Origin of the sequence: Shewanella decolorationis, from assembly GCF_004354305.1 — a bacterium.
GTDB classification, from domain to species: domain Bacteria; phylum Pseudomonadota; class Gammaproteobacteria; order Enterobacterales; family Shewanellaceae; genus Shewanella; species Shewanella decolorationis.
In genome coordinates, this window is the sequence record NZ_CP037898.1 from 1402681 (window position 1) to 1426957 (window position 24277).

14 protein-coding genes, 12 tRNA genes and 1 riboswitch are annotated in these 24277 nt (G+C 47.0%); of the genes, 12 read left to right on the top strand and 14 right to left on the bottom strand.

The window, feature by feature from the left end; all coding sequences use genetic code 11:
• The first annotated feature begins 204 nt into the window (after window positions 1-204).
• From EYR25_RS06310 to EYR25_RS06320, 3 genes are all read left to right on the top strand, one after another.
• The gene (locus EYR25_RS06310) at window positions 205-954 is read left to right on the top strand and encodes an electron transfer flavoprotein subunit beta/FixA family protein (RefSeq protein ID WP_133178875.1); all 750 of its coding nucleotides are present in this window, start codon (window positions 205-207) and stop codon (window positions 952-954) included.
• 1 nt (window position 955) lies between these two features.
• Window positions 956-1882 carry an electron transfer flavoprotein subunit alpha/FixB family protein gene (locus EYR25_RS06315; protein ID WP_133178876.1) on the top strand — a complete coding sequence of 309 codons (927 nt, stop codon included), beginning with the start codon at window positions 956-958 and terminating at the stop codon, window positions 1880-1882.
• 95 nt (window positions 1883-1977) lie between these two features.
• Window positions 1978-2174: riboswitch (Lysine riboswitch) on the top strand.
• A 79-nt stretch (window positions 2175-2253) separates the two neighbouring features.
• Window positions 2254-3822, top strand: a complete 1569-nt coding sequence (locus EYR25_RS06320) for a Na+/H+ antiporter NhaC family protein (RefSeq protein WP_023267203.1) — start codon at window positions 2254-2256, stop codon at window positions 3820-3822.
• 114 nt (window positions 3823-3936) lie between these two features.
• On the opposite strand, the gene EYR25_RS06325 is transcribed toward EYR25_RS06320, so the two are convergent.
• A complete protein-coding gene (locus tag EYR25_RS06325) occupies window positions 3937-6087 on the bottom strand; it encodes a M3 family metallopeptidase (protein WP_133178877.1) in 2151 nt (716 codons plus the stop codon).
• A gap of 169 nt (window positions 6088-6256) precedes the next feature.
• On the bottom strand, window positions 6257-8371 hold the full coding sequence (locus tag EYR25_RS06330) for a multiheme c-type cytochrome (RefSeq protein WP_133178878.1): 2115 nt from the start codon (window positions 8369-8371) through the stop codon (window positions 6257-6259).
• Window positions 8372-8912: 541 nt separating this feature from the next.
• Here EYR25_RS06330 and EYR25_RS06335 point away from each other — a divergent pair.
• Entirely contained in the window at window positions 8913-9491 is a 579-nt protein-coding gene (locus EYR25_RS06335; RefSeq protein ID WP_039978146.1) for a thymidine kinase, read from the top strand.
• Window positions 9492-9782: 291 nt separating this feature from the next.
• A complete protein-coding gene (locus EYR25_RS06340; protein ID WP_133178879.1) occupies window positions 9783-12854 on the top strand; it encodes a transglycosylase domain-containing protein in 3072 nt (1023 codons plus the stop codon).
• A 125-nt stretch (window positions 12855-12979) separates the two neighbouring features.
• Here the strand turns inward: EYR25_RS06340 and EYR25_RS06345 are convergent, their stop codons facing one another.
• The 12 genes from EYR25_RS06345 to EYR25_RS06400 all read right to left on the bottom strand — a co-directional run bounded on the left by EYR25_RS06345 (window position 12980) and on the right by EYR25_RS06400 (window position 20789).
• Window positions 12980-14359, bottom strand: coding sequence for a sigma-54-dependent transcriptional regulator (locus tag EYR25_RS06345; protein WP_011716480.1), 1380 nt, complete (start codon window positions 14357-14359; stop codon window positions 12980-12982).
• Window positions 14356-16167 carry a sensor histidine kinase gene (locus EYR25_RS06350; protein ID WP_133178880.1) on the bottom strand — a complete coding sequence of 604 codons (1812 nt, stop codon included), beginning with the start codon at window positions 16165-16167 and terminating at the stop codon, window positions 14356-14358. Before EYR25_RS06350 ends, EYR25_RS06345 begins: the two co-directional genes overlap by 4 nt.
• 99 nt (window positions 16168-16266) lie before the next feature.
• Window positions 16267-17664 carry a TRAP transporter large permease gene (locus EYR25_RS06355; RefSeq protein WP_133178881.1) on the bottom strand — a complete coding sequence of 466 codons (1398 nt, stop codon included), beginning with the start codon at window positions 17662-17664 and terminating at the stop codon, window positions 16267-16269.
• Window positions 17664-18308, bottom strand: a complete 645-nt coding sequence (locus tag EYR25_RS06360) for a TRAP transporter small permease (RefSeq protein WP_023267210.1) — start codon at window positions 18306-18308, stop codon at window positions 17664-17666. Before EYR25_RS06360 ends, EYR25_RS06355 begins: the two co-directional genes overlap by 1 nt.
• A 65-nt stretch (window positions 18309-18373) precedes the next feature.
• Window positions 18374-19393 carry a TRAP transporter substrate-binding protein gene (locus EYR25_RS06365; protein WP_023267211.1) on the bottom strand — a complete coding sequence of 340 codons (1020 nt, stop codon included), beginning with the start codon at window positions 19391-19393 and terminating at the stop codon, window positions 18374-18376.
• A 394-nt stretch (window positions 19394-19787) separates the two neighbouring features.
• Entirely contained in the window at window positions 19788-20018 is a 231-nt protein-coding gene (locus EYR25_RS06370; RefSeq protein ID WP_023267212.1) for a hypothetical protein, read from the bottom strand.
• Between the two features lie 144 nt (window positions 20019-20162).
• Window positions 20163-20238: transfer RNA gene (locus EYR25_RS06375), tRNA-Val, on the bottom strand.
• A gap of 25 nt (window positions 20239-20263) precedes the next feature.
• Window positions 20264-20339: transfer RNA gene (locus EYR25_RS06380), tRNA-Val, on the bottom strand.
• Window positions 20340-20364: 25 nt separating this feature from the next.
• Window positions 20365-20440, bottom strand: a tRNA-Val gene (locus tag EYR25_RS06385).
• 41 nt (window positions 20441-20481) lie between these two features.
• Window positions 20482-20557 (bottom strand) — tRNA-Val (locus EYR25_RS06390).
• A gap of 32 nt (window positions 20558-20589) precedes the next feature.
• A tRNA-Val gene (locus tag EYR25_RS06395) sits at window positions 20590-20665 on the bottom strand.
• A 48-nt stretch (window positions 20666-20713) separates the two neighbouring features.
• A tRNA-Val gene (locus tag EYR25_RS06400) sits at window positions 20714-20789 on the bottom strand.
• 598 nt (window positions 20790-21387) lie between these two features.
• On the opposite strand from EYR25_RS06400, the gene gltX reads away from it, so the two are divergent.
• From gltX to EYR25_RS06435, 7 genes are all read left to right on the top strand, one after another.
• Entirely contained in the window at window positions 21388-22797 is a 1410-nt protein-coding gene (gltX, locus tag EYR25_RS06405) for a glutamate--tRNA ligase (RefSeq protein ID WP_133178882.1), read from the top strand.
• Window positions 22798-22901: 104 nt separating this feature from the next.
• Window positions 22902-22977: transfer RNA gene (locus EYR25_RS06410), tRNA-Ala, on the top strand.
• A 67-nt stretch (window positions 22978-23044) separates the two neighbouring features.
• A tRNA-Glu gene (locus tag EYR25_RS06415) sits at window positions 23045-23120 on the top strand.
• Between the two features lie 106 nt (window positions 23121-23226).
• A tRNA-Ala gene (locus EYR25_RS06420) sits at window positions 23227-23302 on the top strand.
• Window positions 23303-23366: 64 nt separating this feature from the next.
• Window positions 23367-23442, top strand: a tRNA-Glu gene (locus EYR25_RS06425).
• 99 nt (window positions 23443-23541) lie between these two features.
• Window positions 23542-23617, top strand: a tRNA-Glu gene (locus EYR25_RS06430).
• Window positions 23618-23797: 180 nt separating this feature from the next.
• Window positions 23798-23873: transfer RNA gene (locus EYR25_RS06435), tRNA-Glu, on the top strand.
• Window positions 23874-24277 lie beyond the last annotated feature (404 nt).

Consider the following 24277-nt stretch of genomic DNA (forward strand, 5'->3'; position numbering starts at 1 on the left):
AATTAAATATTATTTAATTTTTGAACTTTTTATATGTGGCAAATAACTGTTCAAAAATGTGGCCAATACCACAGTCTTAAAAAATGCAAACAGGCGTTTGACTTTGGTTGACGTTAACGTTAACAGGACGTAAAGTGGCTCTATCCTGCATTGGTGATGACCAATGTTTTGTCCATGTACATGAAAGTGTAGGAAGGAAACCCTATGAAAGTATTGGTGCCTGTTAAGCGCGTAGTTGATGCCAATGTGAAGGTCAGGGTAAAAGCTGACAACACCAGCGTTGATACCGCAAACCTCAAAATGGCGTTGAACCCTTTTTGTGAAATTGCAGTAGAAGAAGCGGTTCGTTTAAAAGAAGCGGGCAGTGCTACTGAAGTAGTGGTCGTCAGTATCGGCAATAAAGCTGTTCAAGAACAATTACGTACCGCGTTAGCATTAGGTGCTGACCGTGCGATTCACATTGATACTGAAGAAGAGTTAACCCCAGTATCGATTGCCAAATTACTCAAAGCCGTACAAGAAAAAGAACAAGCGCAATTAGTGCTGTTTGGTAAGCAATCTATCGATGGCGATAATAACCAAACTGGTCAAATGTTTGCGGCATTAATGGATATGCCACAAGCCACTTTTGCTTCTGAAATCAAAGTTGAAGGTCATTCAGTGCAAGTGGCTCGCGAGATAGATGGCGGGATGCAAACCTTAAGTCTGCCGCTGCCTGCTGTGGTAACAGCCGATTTACGTTTGAACGAACCTCGTTACGCTTCATTACCTAACATCATGAAAGCTAAACGTAAGCCATTAGATGTGCTCACTGTTGCGGATTTAGGTGTGACGCTAAAAGCCCATCAAACTGTGGTGAAGGTGACGCCACCTGCAGAGCGTAAAGCAGGCATCATGGTTGCGTCGGTAGCTGAGCTGGTTGAAAAGTTAAAAAATGAAGCGAAGGTGATCTAACATGGCCATTTTAGTATTAGCAGAACACGATAATGCGGCACTGAAACTGGATACCGCAAAGGTTGTCACCGCCGCGCGTGCAATTGGTGACGATGTGCATGTATTGGTGGTGGGTCACCAATGTGGCGCCGTGGCACAAGCTGCGCAAGCCCTGCAAGGCGTCGCTCAAGTATTGGTCGCCGACAATAGTGCCTATGAAGCGCATTTAGCCGAAAACGTAGCTAAATTGCTGGTGGACTTAGCACCAAACTACAGCCATATCTTGGCTGCAGCATCGAGTGCTGGCAAAGATACGCTACCGCGTGTGGCGGCGCTTTTAGATGTAGCGCAGATTTCGGAAGTGATTGGCGTGGTGAGCAGTGACACTTTTGTTCGCCCAATTTACGCAGGAAACGCTTTAGCAACAGTACAAAGCCATGACGCGATTAAAGTTATGACAGTCCGTGCCAGTGCCTTCGATGCGGCGGTGCAGGGCAACAGTGCTGCCGTGGCTACCTTAGATAAAGTGTTTGAAGCCAAAACCCAGTTTGTGTCTCAATCATTGACTGTTTCAGCACGTCCAGAGTTAGGTAATGCGGGCATTATCGTTTCTGGTGGCCGTGGTATGGGCAGCGGTGAAAACTTCGGTATGTTGGAACAACTGGCGGACAAACTCGGTGCCGCGGTTGGGGCTTCACGCGCCGCGGTTGACGCAGGTTTTGTGCCTAACGATCTGCAAGTGGGTCAAACCGGTAAGATTGTGGCACCGAACCTCTACATCGCCGTGGGGATTTCGGGCGCGATTCAGCATTTAGCTGGGATGAAAGACGCAAAGGTGATTGTGGCAATCAACAAAGATCCTGAAGCGCCAATCTTCCAGGTGGCCGATTATGGTCTCGAAGCCGACCTGTTTGACGCCGTTCCAGAGTTGATTTCAACTCTAGGTTGATTTTATCCGTGATCTAAGTCAAAGTAAGCGGCTTTGCGGTGGCAACTGCTTAGCCGCTTATGTTTTTATGTGCCTCACGCCCGTGCATGGGCGTTCTTAGAAGTAGAGGCGCACCAAATATCAGTAGTGATCAGTAGGGTGATTCCGTTGATCGTTCGCGAAAGGATTTGGTGCCGAAGTGGTTTGATTTATCACGATCAACTGCTGGGGTTGTGCCGAATAGGTACAACACTGCCATAGTATTTTCTGATACGGATATTAGGAATAGTTACTATGGAGCGCTACTGATAGGACAGGTGATCTTGGGTATCTATTGCCTTTTCCCACCAGTTCAGTCGCCCTCCATTCGTATTTTGACGAAGAAATAATCAATGACTGTAGTAAGTTACGCCGATTCGGCACTTTCTCTGCTGCCGCCTGTGGTCGCAATTGTGTTGGCGATTTTCACTCGCCGCGTTCTCCTTTCCCTCGGTTTAGGTATTGTGATTGGGGTGTTATTACTCAATCAATTTTCACCTGTGGCCAGCGGTGAGTTTTTATTTAACAGTGTAAAAGGACTCTTTTGGTCAGAAGATGGCGTAAATTCTTGGAATTTATACATTCTCGGCTTTTTAATTGTATTAGGGATGATCACGGCATTAATTACTGTCAGTGGTAGTGCGCGGGCATTTGCCGATTGGGCGCGCCTGCATATTCGCAATAAACGCGATGCCAAATTACTGACCATGTTTTTAGGCTGTGTTGTCTTTATTGACGATTATTTCAATAGCTTAGTCGTAGGTTCCGTCGCCAGACCCGTCACCGATCGTTATTATATTTCCCGCGCTAAGTTAGCCTATTTATTAGATTCAACGGCGGCGCCAGTTTGCGTTATTTCGCCGGTATCCAGTTGGGGCGCTTATATTATCGCGCTGATCGGCGGCATATTAACCGCCCACGGTTTTGCTGACTCTGGACATTTGAGTGTGTTTATTCAAATGATCCCTATGAATTTCTACGCTATTTTCTCTTTATTATTATTACTTTGTGTTGCATTCATGGGCTTAGATATTGGCCCTATGCGTGAGCATGAATTAAATGCGCAGCGCGGTAATTTATATGATGAGAATAAAGGATTACCACCTGGGGCGAATGCCGATTTACCCGAAGCCGAAACGGGTAAAATTCTCGGTTTATTCTTACCTATTACCGTGCTGGTATTTGCGACCCTGTATTTTATGATCGACAGCGGTGCCCAGGTATTAGCGAAAGAAGGCATTGAATTTAATATTATTTCTGCTTTTGAAAAAACCGATGTGAGTTCATCACTGTTCTTTGGTGCACTGATTGGTTTAGCGGTTGCGCTGGTGCTTAACCTAGTACAAGGCGTTGAAAAGTCGATGGTCGTCAAAGGCGTGGTGCAGGGCGCTCGCTCTATGCTGCCTGCGATTTATATCCTGTTATTTGCTTGGACCATCGCGGGCGTGATTGGCCAGCTTGAGACTGGTAAGTTTATGGCAAGCCTCGCCACAGGGAACATTCCCTTTGCCTTCTTACCTGCATTGATGTTTGTGTTAGCGGGTCTGACGGCGTTTTCTACCGGCACCAGTTGGGGCACGTTTGGTATTATGCTGCCGATTGCCGCCGATATGGCGATGGGCAGCCACACAGCTATGATGTTACCAATGCTGGCTTCGGTGTTGGCGGGCGCGGTATTTGGTGATCACTGCTCACCGATTTCGGATACCACGATTTTGTCGTCAACTGGCGCGAGCTGTCACCATATTGACCATGTTGTGACTCAGCTGCCTTACGCTGTGATTGTGGCGCTGATCAGCATGGTGGGTTATGTGGTGCTTGGCTTTACAGAATCGGTGAATGCGGGACTATTGACCTGTAGCGTGCTGTTTGTCTTGAGCATTGTGTGGTTACGGTTTAAATCCCAAAGTAACGCGAAATAAGCCTGACTTCAGCGAGCGGTTTATTCGCGAGTCTTCTCTGTGTATTTACCGAGCGCTAAAAACAAATCAGCCAGCATTATGCTGGCTGATTTTTTATCGTTCACTCATCCCAAATTACAGGGCGGTGTTGAGTCCACGTCGATTCAATAACCCTTCGGTGGTAGGCTCTTGACCTCGGAAGTTTTTGTAGGCTTCCATTGGTGCAATGCTGTTGCCCACTTCGCGGATCGTTTTGCGGTATTTCATACCGATTTCACGGTTGAGACCACCTTGCGTTTGCACATAAGCAAAGGCGTCAGCTGCTAAAATCTCACTCCACATATAAGCGTAGTAACTTGCTGAGTAACCACCTGGGAAGGCGTGGGCAAAGTAAGTTGACTTATAACGTGGTGGTACGGCGGTGATATTTAAGCCGTGCTTTTTCAGCGCATTGGCTTCAAATGTCGCCACATCTTGCAATGGTGCATCAGGGCTTAATGAGTGCCATTCCATATCCACTAGCGCAGCAGCCATATACTCTAAGGTATCAAAACCTTGGTTAAAGCTGCCGGATTTCAGCAGTTTTTGCAGCAAATCATCGGGAATTGGCTTACCAGTTTCGAAGTGTTTGGCGTAGTTGGCTAACACTTTAGGATGGGCTGCCCAGTCTTCTTCGAAGGTTGATGGGAATTCCACAAAGTCACGTGAGACCGAGGTGCCCGCCAAGCTTGGGTAAGTCACCTTAGAGAACATACCGTGGGTACCATGGCCCATTTCGTGGAACATAGTGGTGACTTCGTTGTAGCTGACGAAGGTCGGTTGTCCCTCTGGCGCCTTCTTAATGTTCATCACGTTAACCACGACAGGCTTAGTGCCTTCGAGGAAGGATTGACCCACGAACGAGCTCATCCATGCGCCGCCACGTTTGCCTTCACGGGCAAAGTAGTCGGCATAGAAAATCGCCATGCTCGAACCATCGGCATCAAACATTTCGTAGGCTTTTACATCTGGGTGATACACGGGTAAATCTGGACGTGGTTTTAAGGTGACGCCATAGAGTTCCTTGAGGGTGTAGAACACGCCGTCTTCGAGTACGCGGTTAAATTCGAAGTAAGGACGAATGCTACTCGCATCGAGGGCATATTTCTCTTGGCGAACTTTCTCGGCGTAGAATTCCCAGTCCCATGGCGCGAGTTCAAACTTGCCGCCAGTCTTGTCGATCATCGCTTGAATATCGGCCGCTTCTTTCTCAGTATTGGCTACGACAGCTGGCACCATAGAACCAAACATGCTGTATACCGCTTCTGGGTTTTTTGCCATTTGTGGCGCGAGGCGGTAGCTGGCCCAGTTTTCATAACCTAAGAGGGCAGCGCGCTCGGCACGTAATTGGGCTAAGCGAGACACTAAAGATGCGGTTTCGTTTTCACCCGTTAAGCCACGGTTTGCCGAGGCTTCCCAAATGCGTTGGCGCAGTTCACGGTTCTCTAAAGAGGCGAGCACAGGCTGGCGAGTGGTGTTGGTGATGTTGATTAGGTACTTACCTTCGTGGCCAGCGGCCTTGGCATCGTTGGCTGCCGAGGTGATCTCGCTGTCACTTAGGCCCGCCAATTGCTCTTTGTTATCGACAACGATGGCAATTTCTTTGGTTAAGCGCAGTAAACGTTGTGAGAACTCGTTGGTGAGCGTCGATTGCTCTTCATTCAGGGCGCGGATCTTCACTTTCTGCTCATCGGTTAGCTTAGCGCCGGCCATGATAAAGCGTTGGTGATACACCTCAACCAAACGAACCGCTTCAGGGGTTAAGCCTAAGTTATTACGGTCGTTATAAATGGCTTCAATACGGGCGAATAGTGCTGGATTGAGGTTGATGTTATCCGAGTGAGCCGCCATTTTGGGCGCCATTTCGCCTTGGATTTTACGCAGGGCTGGATTGCTGTTTGAACCTGCGAGGTTGTAAAACACACTCGATGCACGGTTGAGCAGGGCACCGCTTTTTTCCATGGCGACAATAGTGTTGTCGAATGTCGGGGCGGCAGGATTGTTAGCAATGGCCAAAATCTCTTGGTAATGCTCTTTAATGCCTTGCTCTAATGCGGGCTGAAAATGCTCGTCTTTAATCACGCTGAAATCAGGCGCTTGGTATTGCAGCGTACTGGCTTGGAACAGAGGATTTTGGGTTTGAACTGCGGTCACATTTGCGGCTTTGGTATCTTGAGAGCTACAACCCGCCAGTGCTCCTGTCATCAGTGTGGCGCCAATGGCGATGGCAATAAAACTTTTACGCATAGTTGAGTGATTTCCTTAGAATTGTAGTTTTTTGTGACTCTAACGTTACTAACTTAAATGGGACTGAAAACCTATGGGGTGAAGTTGTAAGAAAAAGTAAACAAAAAAGCGCCCTACAATCGTAGGGCGCTTGGGCTATTTCCTTGCAGGGAAAATAGCGGGACGACTACTACTTACGGGTAAAGTTGTGGTATTTATCGATACCAGAGCTGCTACCCGCGTTGTGGCACACGGCACAAGATTCACCCGTAGGTTGCTTGAACCAGTCGCCAGTGGCTGGAACGCTGATCTCGCCACCGTTGCTCACCATGTGGGCTTTGACTGCATCGCCAGTATGGCAGGCATAACAGTTTGCCGTGACAGGGCTGGTCATCTTGTTACCAGGCTCAAGGATGTATTGATTTGGCACTTTATTTAAATCAATCGCGGTTTCGTGACAGGCAACACAGCTGGTGACTGGATTGATGGCGCCTGCACCGTTTGCGGTCTTGGCTTGAGTGCCATCGGCCTTCATCTCACCGACATTCGCACCATTACCCCAGTGCCAGCTGTGGATCATAGGACCAAAACCAGCACCCAGAGTGGCCGAAGTCCGTGCCATACCGTTATCGTGGCAGGCAATACAACCGTTACCGCCTTGATCGAATGCACCGTTTTTGTGGAAGGCGGTGGCATCGTTATGGCAAGTGGTGCAGCTATTATCGCTGATCACTGTGCGACGCTCAAAAGCTGAAACTTTTGCAGCTGTGACTGGATTTACCACATCTGAGTATGCGGTGAAGGATACACCCATTGAACCGTCATAACCGTTGGCTCTGAGGTTGCCATTGCTCTGATAGCGTTGGTTACCGTCGTATTCCATCCAGCCAGCAGTGCTGAAGGTGACACGTGCAGAGTAGGCATAGTTAGCGTTCACTGCGCTGATATCGGTCAGTAGGTGACAGATATTCTTAGTGCCATCGGCGTTATAGCCATAGTAATAGTTCGTACGGTTTCCTGGGCGGCCGACTAAGGTGTTATTGTCATAGGCATGTAGATAAGCGCCTGCATAGACAATCGGTTTCTTGGCATCAAATACCAGCGGATTTGAGTAGTTGAAGTTATCTTTAATGCTAAAGATATTACCGTCAGTATCTTTTACTGTCAGAGTGGTACACCAGCCGGGTTCGGCTTTGGCAACGCTTGAACCATCGGGCGCATAGTGATCCGTTAAGGTTGAAATATCATCCACTTTAACTGGCGTTGATAGGGCAACTTGGTACTTAGCACGGATAGCTTGACGCTCGGTAATACCTTCTTTGCCTTCATGCATTGGACGCACATCGGCACCATTACTTGGCACTATCGCGCCTGGTATGCCGCCAGTATTGTGACAGTCGATACAGCCTGGGCCTGAAACACTGATATTAGTAGGTGCTTCAACGTGGCAAGAACTACAGTTCATCACACTGAAATCTTTAGTGAATTTCTGGTGATTAATGTGGCCAATCTTAGACAAGGTATTGGTAGCATAACCGCCGATTGAGAAACCTTCGGCATTTTTTGCTGCAAAGCTAACTGAGCCGTGACAGACTAAACAGCCTTCAACGAAGGTGACTTCGCTGTCCATGCCGGTAGCTACATAGCTTGCGTGGCGACGTGGGCTTGTTGAATAGTCTACGTGACAGGAATAGCAACTATCGGTCGTGGTTGAATGAGTGCCTTCGGGCTTATTCACCACCAGCGGTGCTGATCGAGCGATGCCAGTTTCAGCATTACCGCCGACTCTGAGCCATACAATGCCCTCAGTGGCTGCATTGACGCCTTTCATCGGTGCCTTAAAGCTATAGTGACCATCGCCTAATGATTTGATCTCTGCGCCTTCTGTAGATTGAGTCGCAGCGCCACCGATATTGACATTATCTTTGACAGGATTGCCACTTGCGTCTGTTTTGTCGGCTTCATTTCTATTATTGATAAAGCCTTTATCGGTTAATGCTGCAACTTTGGCTTCAGCATTTTTCAGTCCATTGATTAAGTTGCCGTTTTCGTCAGTGATCTGAAATTCATAGGTGATACTGCCTTCACCAAAGCTATAGTTCAGTACTTTTACATTTGTGATAGTTGAACTCGTTACTGGAGGTGGAACCCAAGGTTCACCTGGAGTTCCAGGTGTGCCGGGGGTTCCCGGAGTACCTGGTGCACCATCCACACCATCTTTACCATCACTTCCGCAACCGACTAGAGCACCTGTCAGTGCTAAGGCAACAAGGTATGCGAGTTTTTTAGAGGTGAATATTCTCATCATAATCTCCATTTAATCCAATACGCATTTAAAGGCACGGATTGCAGCACTAAATTTGCAGGGGAGATTAGTGCTTATAGCCGCTGATTTAATTTGCAAGCATCGTATAGGTTTTATTTTTTTTAAAATTGAGCACTTTTTGTCTCGAACGAAATATTACTGTTATGGGTATGTTTGTTTTTTGAGCTAAACCGCATTTAAGCCTATAACTTTGGAGGTAGATCGCATTTCTAAACTTTTGTTAATGTGAATTTTCTTATATAAAACAATATTTAAGGTTAAATTAAGCTTATTGTAACAATTGTCGTTTTAGAGCTTGCTCTGTTTTTACGTTTTGCAATTTAGAGAGGGTGGCGAACAATAAACAGACAATTCTGATATTCGCTGAAGCCGTCAAAATATCTCAGTAAAATCGAGAGTGAGATTTCAGTATAAAAGCTGAGACTGGCCTAGTGTGTTAGGGGGCGAGGCAATGGTAAACTTGGCGGCATAAACTCTGGATACAGAGAAATGATAACTCAGTTAGAAAAAGGGATTCATTTTGGCGCAATTGTACTTTTACTATTCAGCAATGAATGCGGGCAAATCTACCTCTCTATTACAGTCTTCTTATAACTACCGCGAGCGCGGCATGAATACCCTTGTGATGACAGCTTCTATCGACGACAGATATGGCAAAGGCAAGGTGGCTTCACGGATTGGGATTGAAACCGACGCACAGGTATTTAGCAGTAATGATAATTTGGTTGAGATGATCACCGCTGCCCATCAACAGAATCACCTAAGTTGTGTGTTGGTGGATGAATGCCAATTCTTAAGCAAAGAACAAGTCAAACAACTTACCTATGTTGTTGATAAAATTGATATCCCAGTATTGTGTTACGGATTGCGTACCGACTTCCAAGGTGAGCTTTTTACTGGTAGTCATTATTTATTGGCCTGGGCTGATAAATTAGTCGAGCTGAAAACCATCTGTCACTGTGGTCGTAAAGCCAATATGGTGGTACGCCTCGATGGTGAAGGTAAAGTGATGCGCGAAGGTGAGCAGGTCGCAATTGGTGGTAATGAAAGTTACGAATCGGTTTGTCGTAAGCATTTTCGTGAGTTTATTTGGGATTAGCATCGGCCTTAAGCCGATAGTCGTTTCAATAATGCGTAAAAGTATTTTTGCGCTAACCACTTTGAGGCATGCTGCCAACTCATTAAAATAGCGTGAGATCTAACAACAAGACGCAATCATCCTATGCGGGTTAGATCTTGCTCAATTTAACTGCGATAACATTGCAGACATGTGGATATAAACTAATTACTAGTGGTTTGTTTATATTCGCTATTCAACCTGATGTGTTGAGCATAGGTTGGGAATTTTCCCACGTAGAAAGGATTTGATTAGTGATTTTTTGGAGCCGTTTTGCCTAATTCTACGCAAGAAATGCAATTCGAAAATTATCGTCCACGTCCGCCACAACCCGAACCTAAGGCTAAGCGTCAGCGTAAGCCAAGATCCAAGGGGCGTGTCTGGTTCCTATTTTTTATACTGATCCTCTGTGTAGCAATTTTGATTGGGCAGGAGGTAAAAACCTCCTTTTACCAATCAAAGTATGTTCACCAATATGCTAAGACCTTGACCTATGAGCTGAAAAATCAGCCAACTCAATCGATTATTTATCCAAGTTACGGCCCCTTTGATGAGCGTCACGGTTACAGTAAACTGCCGCAATATATCGATAGATTGCTGCAACGTAACTTCCAGGTGACGCAACAAGTCGAGTTTTCTCCCGCGCTGCAGGAATACGCCAAGATGGGCTTTTTCCCGCCTTATCACGAGAAAGCGCAATCGGGCTTGACTCTGCTCGACTGTCGTAACACTGATCTCTACGAGTTTACCTATCCTAAGCGTGTGTATCAGGATGACGATAAAATCCCTAATGAAATCGTCAATACCTTACTGTTTATTGAAAACCGCGAACTGTGGACCACAGAACCCAAACTGAATCCTGTAATCGACTGGCCAAGGTTTATTGTGGCGGGGATGAGTCAAATCGCTGAAATGGTGGGGATGAATGTGTCTACCGCCGGTGGCAGTACGCTGGCGACACAAATCGAGAAGTTCCGCCATTCCTCCCAAGGGTTAACCTTAAGCATTAAGGATAAACTGCTGCAAATTGGCTCGGCCACAGTGCGCGTCTATCAGCAGGGGGAAATTACCGAGCCTGCCCGTAAACGCATTATCCAAGATTATTTAAATACTGTGCCTTTATCCTCTGCGCCTAACCACGGTGAAGTGCATGGCATAGGCGATGGCCTGTGGGCGTGGTTTGGTACCGATTTTGATACCGCTAATAAACTACTTGCTTCGCCGCAAGTGAAGGCTAATGCGGCTAAGCGTGGCCAAGTGTTCCGTCAAGTGGTGGCGTTAATGATTGCCCAGCGTCGTCCCTCCTATTATTTGTTACAGGGACATGAGGATTTAGAAAACCTCGTCGACAGCCATATCCGTTTACTCGGCCAGTATTATTTGATTGACCGTAAACTGCGGGATGCGGCATTGGCTCAAAAATTACAGTTTAAGGTCGTTAAACCCCAGCGTAATACTCAGTCGGGAGCGGATAAAGGCGTTAATACCATACGCATTCGTACCGCTGGCATGCTAAATGTCGGTTTATATGATTTAGACAGGCTCGATTTGACCGTAAATAGCAGCTTGCACAGTGAATTGCAACAGCAGGTAAGTCATTACTTACGTAGCCTTGGGCAAGTATCAACGGCCGAAAAAGTAGGTCTCTTAGGTGAGCGCTTACTCGAGCCCAGCCAGCTGCAAAATGTGCTCTACAGTTTTACCCTCTACGAAAAAACCGAGACGGCTAACCGAGTGCGGGTGCAAACCGACAGTACCGACCAGCCTTTTGATATTAACGAAGGCAGTAAGTTAGAGCTGGGCTCGACGGCTAAACTGAGAGTGCTCGCAACTTACTTGGAGATCATTGCCGAAATCCACGACAAATACTCGAAGAAACACGGTATTGAGTTAGAGTCGATTGAGATTGAGCCCCGCGATCATCTCACGCGCTGGGCGATTGATTACTTAATTGTGAATCCGGATAGACGCCTTGACCGCATGTTGGATGCGGCGCTACAACGGGAATATTCTGCCTCACCGAATGAGCAATTCTTCACGGGTGGTGGTTTGCATGTATTTAATAACTTTAAGAAAACAGAAGATCTTAAGGTTCCGACCATGTATCAAGCGCTGCAAGACTCGATCAACTTGCCCTTTGTGCGCTTAATGCGGGACATAGTTAACTACAGCAGCAGCATGCAAAACGAAGGCAATATGGCGCGTTTGCTGCGCAACGATAAGGACCCGCGCCGTGAGGAATATTTACGCGTATTTGCTGATCGCGAAGGCAATACCTTCGTCAATAAGTTCTACCGTAAATATAAGAAAGTGGCGCCCAATGAGCGTTTAGAACTGTTCTTTGATGGCCAAACCCAAGCGGAGCAGCAGCTTACCGCGGCTTACCGTTATTTGCAGCCTAATGAGTCCATGGCCTCGTTTAAAGCCTTTTTGCAACAGCGTTTACCGCAAAACAATTACACGGATAAACGCATTAAAGAGCTGTATAACAAGTACGGTCCTGAGAAATATAATCTGCCCGACCAAGGTTATATCGCGCGGGTGCATCCGCTCGAACTTTGGGTGCTTGATTATTTGAATCAACATCCTGAGGCCAACCTCAACGATGTGAAAGAGGCCAGTAAGGATGAGCGCCAAGAGGTTTACCGTTGGTTGTTTAGAACCCGACATAAAAACGCGCGGGATGTGCGGGTGCAAGTGATGCTTGAGGTGGAAGCCTTCCTCGACATTCATCAGCGTTGGGCGCGTTTAGGCTATCCCTTTGAATCTATGGTGCCTTCTTTAGGCTCGGCGCTCGGCAGTTCGGGGGACAGACCCGCGGCGTTGGCGGAATTGATGGGGATTATCCAAAACGATGGTTATCGTTTACCGACGGTGCGGATTAATCAACTGCACTTTGCCGAAGAGACGCCCTATGAAGTTCGGCTCGAAAACCAAAATACCCAAGGTGAACGAGTGATGCGCCATGAAGTCGCCCAAGCCTTAAAGGCTGCGCTGGCAAACGTGGTTCAAAACGGTACTGCACGACGTCTTAAGGGTATCTTTACCGACGACAACGGCGAGATGCTGGCAATTGGTGGTAAAACGGGGACCGGTGATAACCGTATCGTGACCCAGATGCAGCAGGGCCGCAAAGTGGCTACCACGGCGATGAACCGTACCGCGACGTTTGTGTTTTACTTAGGCGATAACTATTTCGGCACTTTAACTGCGTTTGTGCCGGGCAGTAAGTCGGACGATTTTAGTTTTACCTCGGCGCTGCCATTACAAGTGATGAAGGGCATGATGCCTATTCTCGCGCCCTATGTGAAATCCTCGAAGGGCATGTGTGTGCGGGATGAGTAATAACTCACTTTTGCAATATGCGTTTTTGAAACATAAGCATTGAAATGCGAGTTTGAAGTTCCTTAGATAAAGCAAACCCCGCAGCCGTGAACCGGTTTGCGGGGTTTTTATTGGCACCGACAGGCTTACTCGTCAGCGTTGATATATTGTTTGCGGTCTAAATCGTACTTACGCATCTTGTCGTACAAGGTTTTACGGGGCAGTTCGAGTTGTTCCATGGTCTGCTTAATGCTGCCCTTGTTATGACTTAGGGCTTCTTCAATCAATACCCGCTCAAAAAACTCGACCCGTTGCAGCAGCGACATGCTGGTATGCAGACTCGGGGCATTACCTAAGCTGCCGGCGAAGGCGGCTTCACCACCGAGTAATACATAACGTTCCGCCAGATTTCGCAGCTCGCGCACATTACCTGGCCAGTCGTGTGAGGTGAGGATAGCATTCTGCTCGGCATTGAGGGCAATCAGCGCCTTGTGATAACGCGCCGAGGCCATACGGGCAAAGTGTAAGAATAATAAGGGAATATCTTCGCGGCGATCCCTGAGTGGTGGAATGGGCACTGTCACTAGATTTAAGCGATAGAGCAAGTCTTGGCGAAACTCTCCCGTGTCGCACAGGGACTTTAAATCCACCTTAGTGGCGGCAATCACCCGAATATCCAAATGAATGCTCTTATTGGAGCCTAGGCGCTCGACCTTGCGATCTTCGAGTACCCGCAGCAGTTTGACCTGTAGCGACAGTGGCGTGCTTTCGATTTCATCTAAAAAGAGTGTGCCGCCGTTGGCATACTCAAACTTACCGATACGCAGTTTATCCACACCGGTAAAGGCTCCGGCTTCGGCGCCAAAAAGTTCGCTCTCAATCAAGTTTTCGGGAATCGCGCCGCAGTTAATGGCGACAAAGTTAGCCTGATTACGACTACTGTGGTCGTGCAGATAGCGAGCGACCAATTCTTTACCCGTACCGGTTTCACCTTCGATAAGCACATCGGCGGGAGTGTCGATTACTTGGTCGATAATATGGCGCATACGCAAAATGCCAACACTGTGGCCTAATATTCTTGGCCCGGGCACGTTATGGCTTTCTAACTCTTTCTTTAATTTACGGTTCTCTAGGGTGAGGCTGCGTTTATCTAAGGCGCGTTTCACCACATCTAGCATGTGTTCGTTGTTAAAGGGTTTTTCGAGAAAATCGTAGGCGCCTTGTTTTAAGGCATTGACCGCCATGGCGATATCGCCAAAGCCGGTGAGCAGCACCACGGGTAAATCTGGGTCCTGTTGACGAATTTGCTGCATCAAGCTGATGCCATCTAATTGCGGCATATTCACATCGGAAATCACCACGCCCGCCCAGTCCCTGTCGAGTAATTTGGCTATCCCTTTGGGATCGGTAGTGGCGAAGGCTTTAATGCCTTCCAGCTCAAACAGTTGGACTAACACTGTGCCAATATGGGGCTCATCGTCGATGATCAGTACGCTATAGTCTTGAATTGAATTGGGCAGACTCATGATGACTGACGTTCCTCGGCTAAATAAATCGGTAAAATAATATGGAAAATCGCGCCGCCGTCCTCGGCATTGGCAACATTAATTTGCCCCTGCATAGACTCGATAATGCGCTGTGAAATGGATAAACCCAGGCCAAGCCCTGTACGCTCGCTGGTGGTGAAATAGGGCTCGAAAATCTTCTCCATTTGGCTCTCGCGCACCCCAGGGCCTGAGTCTTGAATACTGATACAAAACTTGTCCGCACAGTTTACCCTAATACTCAGTGTCCGTTTTGAAGATTGCTGCATGGCGACAATCGCATTGCTCATAATATTCACAAACACTTGCTGCAATCGCACTTTATCACCCCAAACCTGATATTGGCCTTCGGGTAGCAGCACATCGAGCTCAACCCCTTGTTTGTCGATTTCGGGCTGGACTATGGTGAGTGCTTGTTTGATACAGCCCTTAAGATCGGTCGCGCTATCCGTGCCTTGGCTCTTACGGGTAAAACTCTTAAATTGGCCGACAATATCGGCTAAGCGGTCGGTCAGTTCGATAATAATCTTAAGATTATCAAGTGCTTTATCCTGCATATTGCGGGCGAGGAAGGTTTGGGTATTTTGTGCATAGCTGCGAAGGGCGGCTAAGGGTTGATTCAGCTCGTGGTTGATACTCGCGGATAGGCTGCCTATTACGGTCAACTTGGCCGCTTGAATAAGCTCATCCTGAGTATCTTTAAGGCGATCATTGGCCTGCTGCAGATCTTGGGTGCGCTCTTCCACCCTCTGCTCTAGTAAACTCTGGGCGAGTTGCATCCGTTGTAGGTTGCGGCGCCGCTCGCTGCTAAAGAGTAAACCTAAGGCGAGCAGTAAGTAGATAGAGGCCGATAGCAGCATAAGTGCGGGCATAGATTCGAGCAGGGGCTTCATTGGCGCAAGAATATGCACCCGCCAACCCGCCTTGGTCATCAAATGATGGGTATCCATATATTGCGCCTGACTGTTGTCGGAGCGAATTTGATAGATATGCCCATTACTCAGACTATCTTCTTGATATTGGGGTTTTATCAGTAATTCACCAATTGGGCGCTCTGCGTAACGTTTTGAGGCATTTAAGGCATATTGTTTGGCCTGAGTCAGCGGCGTGAGTGAGGCTAAGCGCCATTCATCGACACTGGAGATAAACACGATATCGTCGGGATCGCTGATGAGGAATTGATATTGCCCCGCCATTGCAATACTGGTGCTTTGTTGCTCGATATCAGCGATATCCACTTTCACAATAATGGCGCCCAGAATACCTTTTCCACCTTGTTGATAAATAGGATAGGAGAAGTAAAAGCCGCGCTTATCCGAACTGGTGCCCACCGCATAGTAGCGGCCTAAATTGCCCGAAATCGCATCGGTATAATAGGGTCTGAAGGAGTAGTCTTTGCCGATAAATGAAAAAGGCTGCTGCCAGTTGCTGGCGGCAATCGCAATGCCGAGGGCGTCGATAAGGTAAATGTCGGATGCCTCAGTGACATGCTGAATTTCTTCTAAATACAGGTTGAGCTCTTGAACCTTCTTAGCATTTTGCTGATCGTTTAATACATCGGCTAGCATAGGGTTGGTTGACAATACGTGGGGAATACTCTCGTAGCGTGACAGGGCACCATCTAAAAAGTTAACCAGTTCTTTGAGTTGTCGCTCTGATTGTTGTTGGATGTCAATTTTGCCCTGATGAAAGTGCACCCAGTAGGTCAATTTTAAGATGGCAAATAAGCCCGCAAGTAGCACTATGGTCATTAAAAGACGTTGTTTGGCCTTGGGCGTCATGGGCAACATAGCGGGTAATCCTGATCCACACTGAATAAAACAAAGCGAGCCTGAGTAGGCTCGCTTAAAAACTATCTAGAATCAAGGAATAATCCTTATTCCTTGAGATTAATATCCGTTGAGCTTATCCAGAAATTCTGGCAAGAACAGGGAGATTTGTGGCACGTAGGTGATAAGCGCCAAGAAGGCTAACATCAGTGCTAACCACGGTAGTACGGATTGGATAACCCAGCCGATACTGCGACCTGTGATCCCCGCAGTGACGAAGAGGTTAAGCCCCACCGGCGGTGTCAGCATACCAATCTCCATGTTCACCACCATGATGATACCTAAGTGGATAGGATCGATACCTAACTGAGTCGCAATCGGGAACAGGATTGGCGCCATAATCAGCACGATGGCCGATGGCTCCATAAAGTTACCCGCCGCTAACAGCAGTAAGTTGACAATGATCAAGAAGCCCCACGCGGGTAAGCCCATGCCCACAATGTATTCGGCAATAATATGGGGAATACGCTCAGTGGTTAGCACATGGGCGAATAACATGGCGTTGGCAATGATAAACAGCAGCATGATGCTGACCTTTGCCCCATCGCGCACCACATGGCGGATTTCTTTATCGATTGGGGTTTTTATCAGCCCCAGCACCATATGAGCTAAGTTACGAGCGATCGCGCTTGGGATAGCTTCATTAGGGTTACGCCATGCGACATTTTTCAATGGGCCAATATCGCGATAACCAAATACCGCAATAAGATAAGCATACATACAGGCTACGGCAGAGGCTTCGGTTGGACTGGCCACACCGCCGTAGATTGAACCTAACACGATAAAGATCAGCGCCAGACCGCCTAAGGCTTTGGCACTGGAAATACCCAGTTGTTTAAAGCCGGGGAAAGGGCGTGATGGCAGATTTTTAAAACGGGCAACGATATAAATCACTATCATCAGCAGGAAGCCCATCATCAAACCTGGGATTAAGCCCGCCATAAACATTCTGGCTGCCGACACTTCCGTCGCCGCCGCATACACTAGCATCACGATTGAAGGGGGGATCAAAATCCCTAAGGTGCCAGAAGTGGTAATCACACCTGCGGCAAACTTTTCGGGGTAACCTGCTTTCACCATACCGACGATAACAATCGAACCAATGGCGGCCACAGTTGCTGGGGAAGAACCTGAAACCGCGGCAAACAACATACAGGCCATCACAGAGGCCATGGCTAAACCGCCACGGATATGGCCGATACTGTCCATCGCAAAGTCGATGATCCGTCGTGCCACCCCACCGGTTGACAGGAAGGCTGAGGACAGAATAAAGAATGGGATCGCCAGCAGGGTATAGTGCTCTGACGATGACTCATAAAGTTTTAACGCCACTGAGGCGAGGGAATCGTTGGAGAAGAATAAAATCGTCAGCATGCTCGAGAAACCTAACGCAATCGCGATAGGCATACCTAAAAACATACAGACGAGTAGGGCAGTAAAGAGGGTCGCAATGGCCATTACTTCGCTTCCTTATTGTCTGTTTCTTGTTGTGCGTGCTGAGCACCTTCATCAATTAAATGCATGCTTTCTTTCGCTTCGTCGGCAAATTGGAATCCAGAAACTTGGTTGCGTAGGATGGCGATAAACAGTTCTAAGAAACGCCAAGTCAACATGCTAAAACCAATTAATAGAATGCTTTGGGATAACCAAATGGGCACAGCGCCGTCTTCGACATCAATCTTTAAGGTGTTCCAAGCAAAGTCGGGATCTAAGCTGTTTAACAGAAACTTTGGAAAGTGAATATCTTCCATCGGTACGCCGATTTGGTACATTTGTGACAGATATTGCCAGCTACCCTTTAAAAACAATCCGCAATAAGCTAAGCAAATCAATGCCGTCACTAGGGAAGTGATCTTTTTAGCCTTAGGGGGCAGATTTTTTACAAACGCATCAACACCGATGTGAGCACCGACTTTCACCCCGTAGGACATACCAAAGAGCACAAACCAACCACAGAGGGTTAAAGTCAGTTCTTGGATCCATAAAAAACCAGTATTGAAGAAAAACCGCGCCACTACCTCAGTAAACACTAAGAGTGTCATTAAGGTGATCAAGAGGTTAAGCACCCCTTCTTCAAAGTAACCAAAAATTCGCGATATCACAGCTGTACTCCCCTCGCTCAAATACCGCTTAACCTCAAAAAGAGGTTAAGCGGTTTATTTCATTATTATTTATTTGCAGCAACAGCGGCTTCAATCACATCTTTACCTACTTGGTCTTCAAACTTCGCCCAAACAGGTTTCATTACATCAATCCATTTTTGACGTTCTTCTGGTGTTAAGGTCACCAGTTGTGAACGTTTAGAATCAAGGATTAATTGCTTGTCTTCGTTATCTTTTTCAGCAGCGATCTTGTTACCTAAAGCGATAGACTCATCTAAGGCTTCTTTGATCACTTTACGTTTATCCGCTGGTAAGCTTTTCCAGAAGGCGTCAGACGTCACGACCATGTAGTCCAGTACGCCGTGGTTACTTTCTGTAATATGGCTTTGAACTTCATAGAATTTTTGTGAGTAGGTGTTAGACCAAGTGTTTTCTTGACCATCGATTGCGCGGGTTTGCAGCAGGGTAAACACTTCAGAGAATGGTTTCTTCACTGGGATAGCGCCCACAGCATCAAACTGGGCGGCTAATACGTCAGATGCCATTACACGGAATTTTAAGCCTTTAGCATCAGAAGGTTGTTTCAGTGGTGTGTTAGCAGAGAACTGCTTCATACCATTGTGCAGATAACCTAAACCGACAATCCCTTTACGGCTCATTGAGTTCAGCAGGGCTTGGCCAGCTTCGCCTTGTTGGAAACGGTTTACTGCATCCATGTCATTAAACAGGAATGGCAGGTCGAAAACCTGTAGGCGCTTAGTGTAACGCTCAAATTTAGAGAGAGAAGGTGCTACAAATTGCACATCGTTTAACAGCAGTGCCGCTAACTCGTTGTTATCCCCAAATAACTGTGAGTTAGGGAATACACTGACCGTATATTCACCAGGTAAACGTTGCTCAACGAGTTCTTTAAACTTCAACGCCATTTGACCCTTTGGCGTGTTTTCTGCAACCACGTGGGAGAACTTGATTTCAACGGGCGCCGCAAACAGGTTAAAGCTGGTCGCGAACACTGAGGCCAGTGCCAGCATCTTAGCTACGGTTTTTAATGGACGTGTGATACCCATTTGTTGATTCAATGTCATTTTTGAGTTCCTTTTTCTGTTGTTAGGATTTGTCCTCAGCCTTGGTTAGTTTGTTACCAAGTGTGAGTAGGAATACAGCCTTGATTTCCCTGAGGTCTGTCTTAATAAAGGCAAATACCACGCCAACTTACGATGCACTCTGTAAGTGTTTGGTTAATAAAGTGTAGTTCATTTGATGTTTGTCACACTTTTAGTTTTGTGGGTGAGATCTCGCTCACGTTGATTTTGGCTATGGGTGGAAATCCACCCAAACTGCATTTTGTGGGGGATGAGCAGAGGTTTTTAGTTTGACGATTAACTGAGCAAAATAAGTTGCTTTTAGATCAAAAATGGTTTGAAAAATGGATGTGGAGAAGGGGATTGGTAGGATGGCTAAGATGAAGTAATGGGGTAGTCAGCCATGATCTTCACCTATTCGCTTAAGAATTTCATCACTCGGAAGTAACTCCAAATGCCCGCGCTCATCGAAGTACCAGCCAGTAATAAAGCCTTTTTGGCGCATGCTGACGAGATTTTGCATGACTTCACGGGCTTCTTTGAGAGCGGTTTGCTCATCACAGGCATGGGTATGTTTTAGATACGCTGCAATATTGCTGAGGGATGCAGATTGACTGACGCTGGCCATAGTATTGATCTCCAAATATGCCTAAGGCAACAATCAGCAGCGTTTAATTGGATTGAATATCGGGTAACAGACTCAGTTAAGCAGATGCTGATTAAGATCAAGCATAGTTGAGTTGAGCTAGGGGTAAAGTTTTTGGGGGAATTATGGTGGTCGCTACTGGGATCGAACCAGTGACCCCCTCCTTGTAAGGGAGGTGCTCTCCCGGCTGAGCTAAGCGACCCGGGGTAAATCAGTATTGAAGGATATGGTGGTCGCTACTGGGATCGAACCAGTGACCCCCTCCTTGTAAGGGAGGTGCTCTCCCGGCTGAGCTAAGCGACCCGGGGTAAATCAGTACTGAAGAATATGGTGGTCGCTACTGGGATCGAACCAGTGACCCCCTCCTTGTAAGGGAGGTGCTCTCCCGGCTGAGCTAAGCGACCGGAATTCTTTCAATACAAATTTTAATGTCATTCTAAAAATATGGTGGTCGCTACTGGGATCGAACCAGTGACCCCCTCCTTGTAAGGGAGGTGCTCTCCCGGCTGAGCTAAGCGACCGGAGAATGACGACACAGAGGATGAGAAGTATATGGTGGTCGCTACTGGGATCGAACCAGTGACCCCCTCCTTGTAAGGGAGGTGCTCTCCCGGCTGAGCTAAGCGACCCGGGCATATAACAACTTGTATACCATGATTAAATTTGCATTTAACACATGGTGGTCGCTACTGGGATCGAACCAGTGACCCCCTCCTTGTAAGGGAGGTGCTCTCCCAGCTGAGCTAAGCGACCTCTGCTGTGTGGAGCCGTATTATAGGGAGGTTCGATCGAGTGTCAACGCTTTTTAATGAAAAAAGCATTGGTCGCGCTATTTTTGCTCGGATTGACTTAATGTTAATCACGTCATCATTCAAAGTGTTACTTTATTGGACAATTTCGTCGGTATTTTCTTTTCAGGCTTTTTCGCTCATCTTGCCAAAAGTCAGCCAATTGCATCGTTAAGCGTTCTTTTTTGAGGGTTTGCGGCTTTTTTAGACTGAAGAGTGTTGTCGATACGGCTTGAACGATAAATAGAGGAGGGCGCTGCGCCATTCTCTTCATCTATTTTGCTAAATCTTGATGGCATGTTTCTAAATAGAGATGCGTAACCTTTATGTAGTTTCGATTACATGGCTTGGGTTTTCGAGTGTTTGTTTTCGGATATAGAATGCTGGATTCTCATCTTTAGCAGAGTAATCTAAAGCGCTCACCTTTGGGCCGATACTTTGAGGGGATCTGCAATACCTGCACTCAGTGCCATTTGCAGCGCAGACTTAGGCTGCTAGAATAAGCCCACTTTTTACCGTGATTGTCTTTATCTAGACGACTTTATATAGGTTAGTGTCCCATTATGACAACTAAGACGCGTTTTGCCCCAAGCCCAACAGGCTTTTTGCACGTGGGCGGTGCCCGTACAGCTCTTTATTCTTGGTTACAAGCTCGAGCCAATAATGGTGAGTTTGTTTTACGTATCGAAGATACGGATATTGAACGTTCAACTCAGGCTGCCTGTGATGCCATTTTAGAAGGCATGAACTGGTTAGGTCTAACGTGGGATGAGGGCCCGTACTATCAAACTAAGCGTTTTGATCGTTATAACGAAATCATCGCGCAGATGTTAGAGCAGGGCACAGCTTATAAATGTTATTGCTCGCGTGAACGTATCGATGCTTTAAGAGAAGCACAAGCGGCAAACGGCGAAGCACAAAAATACGATGGTTGTTGCCGTGATTTGCCAGCGCGCGACACCGATGAGCCTTTTGTTGTGCGTTTCAAAAACCCCATCGGCGGTTCAGTGGTGTTTGATGACCATGTTCGTGGTCGTATCGAATTTTCAAACGATGCATTAGATGATCTGATCATTGCCCGTACCGATGGCGTACCGACTTATAACTTCTGTGTGGTTGTTGACGACTGGGATATGGGGATTACCTGTGTGGTTCGTGGTGAAGACCATATCAACAACACCCCTCGTCAAATCAACATCCTTAAAGCATTAGGCGCGCCTATTCCCGAATATGCCCACGTGTCGATGATTCTAGGTGACGATGGTGCCAAGTTATCTAAGCGCCATGGTGCGGTCAGCGTAATGCAATACCGTGATGACGGTTATCTGCCTGAAGCACTGCTTAACTACTTAGTTCGCTTAGGTTGGTCACATGGCGACCAAGAAGTGTTCTCTTTAGAAGAAATGAAGCAGCTCTTTAAGTTAGACGACATCAACAAAGCGCCTTCTGCCTTTAATACCGAAAAACTGCTTTGGTTAAACCAACATTATATTAAAACGCTTGATCCTGAATATGTGGCGTCGCACTTACAATGGCATATGGACGATCAAAAGATCGATACCTCAAATGGCCCTGCGTTATCTGCGGTAGTGACGGCTCTGGCTGAACGCGCTAAGACCTTAAAAGAGTTAGCCGCTTCTAGCCGCTACTTCTATGAAGACTTCGCAGAGTTTGATGCCGAGCAAGCGAAAAAGCACTTACGTGGTGTCGCGCTTGAGCCATTGCAATTAGTGCAACAAAAACTGGCAGCATTAACTGAATGGACTGTTGAAGCTATCCACCAAGCGATTGAAGCCACCGCGACCGAATTAGAAGTTGGAATGGGTAAAGTGGGTATGCCATTACGTGTCGCTGTGACAGGTGCAGGGCAGTCTCCTGGCTTAGATATCACCTTATTCTTAATAGGAAAGGCGCGTTCTGAGCAAAGAATATCCAAAGCGATTGAATTTGTAGCAGATAGAATAAATTCCTAAAAAACGAGTTGACACATTTAGGTGCGCTGCATAGAATGCGCCCCGTAGTTGAGACACAGACGAGCGAATGCTTGTAGTGCACTTAAATACAACTTGATAAGTTTGGGGCTATAGCTCAGCTGGGAGAGCGCTTGCATGGCATGCAAGAGGTCGACGGTTCGATCCCGTCTAGCTCCACCAAACTTACCGCCGATATTAAGCGGGATGAGCGTTAGTAATAATGCAATTCAAATTAATATGTCCTTGTGTCCCCTTCGTCTAGAGGCCTAGGACACCGCCCTTTCACGGCGGTAACAGGGGTTCGAATCCCCTAGGGGATACCACTATGTTTATCACATAGGGTTCCTAGCAAATGACTAACGAGTCGTTTGGTAAGAACAAATCCAGTTTCTGCGATATATACTGAATATCAGTAAGTCGAAAGAATTTGGGGCTATAGCTCAGCTGGGAGAGCGCTTGCATGGCATGCAAGAGGTCGACGGTTCGATCCCGTCTAGCTCCACCAAGTTCGCCGTATTAAGCGAGAGCACTGTTAGTCATTAATAGTTTTCAAATTAATATGTCCTTGTGTCCCCTTCGTCTAGAGGCCTAGGACACCGCCCTTTCACGGCGGTAACAGGGGTTCGAATCCCCTAGGGGATACCACCTTATCCCATAAAGATAGGGTGCTATCACAAATGACTAGCGAGTGATTTGTGAGATAACAGTAATACCTCAGTGATGAGGCTAAATATCGGTCCTTGTGTCCCCTTCGTCTAGAGGCCTAGGACACCGCCCTTTCACGGCGGTAACAGGGGTTCGAATCCCCTAGGGGATACCACCTTATCCCTTAAAGATAGGGTGCCATCACAAATGACTAGCGAGTGATTTGTGAGATAACAGCAAGACCTCAGTGATGAGGCTAAAAATCAGTCCTTGTGTCTCCTTCTGTTCTTAGAAGTGCGCCTAGGATACCGCCAATGTTAAGCGGGAATGAAAATTCGAATTAATAAGTCCTTGTGTCCCCTTCGTCTAGAGGCCTAGGACACCGCCCTTTCACGGCGGTAACAGGGGTTCGAATCCCCTAGGGGATACCACCTCAACTAAGATTAATCGCTAATGTTAGTTGAGAACAATAAGCCACCATTAGGTGGTTTTTTTGTATCTAAAATTCGTTATCCTGCCATAAGCCATAAGCCATAAGCCATAAGCCATAAGCCATAAGCCATAAGCCATAAGCCATAAGCCATAAGCCATAAGCCATAAGCCATAAGCCATAAGCCATAAGCCATAAGCCATAAGCCATAAGCCATAAGCCATAAGCCAATTATATTGAGATCGTATCAGTTTATTTGTCTTGGGTTGTAGTAGGGGAGTTGGTACTTTCTGCGGTATTTTCGTCTTATCAAATCGCAGTACAGTGATGAGAGTAAACGACGTGTAATTTCAGCAGATCACAATACTTAAAGGGTCCAGTTTGCAGATTTTGTTGAGGATAAGT